At 34.9% G+C, this 2,006-nt stretch carries 2 protein-coding genes and 1 pseudogene; all 3 read right to left on the bottom strand.

The window, feature by feature from the left end; translation table 11 throughout:
• Positions 1–151: 151 nt before the first annotated feature.
• Positions 152–637 (bottom strand): hypothetical protein, encoded by a 486-nt coding sequence (locus M4I42_RS16670; RefSeq protein ID WP_035018887.1) that lies wholly within the window; start codon positions 635–637, stop codon positions 152–154.
• 19 nt (positions 638–656) lie between these two features.
• Positions 657–1,625 carry a peptidoglycan-binding domain-containing protein gene (locus M4I42_RS16665; RefSeq protein WP_268853164.1) on the bottom strand — a complete coding sequence of 323 codons (969 nt, stop codon included), beginning with the start codon at positions 1,623–1,625 and terminating at the stop codon, positions 657–659.
• 124 nt (positions 1,626–1,749) lie between these two features.
• Positions 1,750–2,006: pseudogene (locus M4I42_RS16660) on the bottom strand (hypothetical protein); the annotation flags it as partial.

Here is a 2,006-nt window from a genome sequence, read left to right as displayed (position 1 = left end):
TTCTAATATTTCATCAGCATCAAAATCCTTAACACAATCTGTTTCAAAGTATGTCACATCTTCAAAAACAATGAATCTCTCAATCATTTCAGGATCTTTGCTTTCATCATAATCAGGTTACTACTTTTCCACCAATACCTAAAAAATCTTATTAATGACTCTCAAGCACAGAATTGAGAGTATACATTTTTTGTTCTAGAAGCTTATATGTTTCTTGTTCCTTAATTCGTATGTTAATTTGTGCAATCTCCTGTAAATGGTTTTTCAGCGCTTTCACAAAATCATGAGCAAATTTTGTTTTATCATAAAAAAGAAAGGATTCCACCTCATCATTTGTAACATTTACGGCTTCGATTTTGATTTGTTGTCCTTTCACTATGAAAAAATAATCATAAACAGAACCAAATCCAGAGATGCGGAACGGCTTATTCTCTTTGTTGGCTATCATCTCCATAATACCAACAGCCATACTTAGCAAAGCTGTGCCATAGAGGGTCGCAATATTGATCGTCATTTGTTCGATACCGTTATGAACAGTCATATACATTTCGCAACTAAAAAAACTATTGAGATTTTCACTTTTGAGTGTTTCTCTCCAATCTCCTTCCCAGTCCTCTAATGAGATTTTGATACCCATAATATATCCTCCTCGTTTTTTACTGTTTCGTAACTACACTTATTCCTTTTGTTGGATAGGAAGTTCGAATGATTCCATCCTTACTTACAATGGTAATCATTTCACTAATACCATATTTATTGGGATTATATACATATTCCATTGTCCCATCTGGATGTTTTGTCCGAATTCCTCCTTTTTCTACACTCTCCATTATTAAGTTTTTAATTTCCCCTTCACCCATATGCTTTGGAAATAACGTCTTTCCTTTCTTTCCAATTACATGACCATCAACAATATGCTTCCAACCTTCTTTCGAGTTCCCTTCCATTAAAATAGCCCTGCTATTGTACTTTAAAACCTTTCCCATTCCAGCTACAACATCTACTATTTCACCTTTACCGTATTTTTTTAGTAAATCAAAAATCTTTCCCGCTTTCACTACTTTTCCTGCAGGAAAAAGTCCTATGAGGGAGATAATTTTCTCGGGATTGCTTGAATTCGGATCAAAAAGCGTACGGATATCATCAAGTACTAAAAAATTGAGGCCTTCTTTAGCCGCATCAAGCAAAAACTCTCCAGCTTTCTGTAACCAGCTAACTGCTGATTTAGTCCAACTAGTTGCACTAGTAAACAAGGTTTTTGATGTATTATATATATTATACTGATTCTCAAAACGTTGCCTAGATTCTTGAGAAATTTCCACTCTATCTTTCTGTCCTGTGATATCATTATTTTTAATTTGAATCAAGGCATTATATGTTTGCTTTCCTGCAATACCATCGGCTGTAATTCCCACCTTCTTCTGAAATTCCTTCACAGCCTTCTCTGTATTTGCTCCATAAACTCCATCAATTCCCCCAGGGTTAAATCCGGCTTTGTAAAGCCAAGATTGCAGCGTTTTCACATAATCATTTCGATCACCTCTTTTTAGCGTTTGCCCACTCCATAAATTATTTGCAAAGTTAGATGGATAAGTGACTCTACCAACACTATCCACAACGTACATTTTTGATCCTCCTAGTTATTTTTTGTTTATTATCATATCAGACAACCATCATGAAAAATGTCGAAACATGTCGCAAAAAACAAAAAAACCCCCTGCCAAAAGGCAGGGTTCCCATGGAGTAAGCCTATTCTTTAAGTAGAGCAGGATGAGTATAGTATTGTGTAGCTACTAATTCAAAGTTATTGTAATCAAAGTTTTTCCAATTTATCTTGTCTGCTGTCTCATGATCGAGACCAACCTTTAAAATCGTGTCAACTGACTCTTTTCCATATGCGTCAACCATTGAAAATTGCCACAGCAACACGACTTCGCTGATTTCTTTTCGTTTAAACAACGTTTCAAACAAATCTTTAGAATTCATTAGAATTTTTTTTCGAATAC

It is taken from the genome of Anoxybacillus sp. J5B_2022, from assembly GCF_026847645.1.
Taxonomy (GTDB): Bacteria; Bacillota; Bacilli; order Bacillales; family Anoxybacillaceae; genus Anoxybacteroides.
Note: the sequence above shows the minus strand (reverse complement) of the source record. Positions and strands in the feature narration are given on the sequence as shown.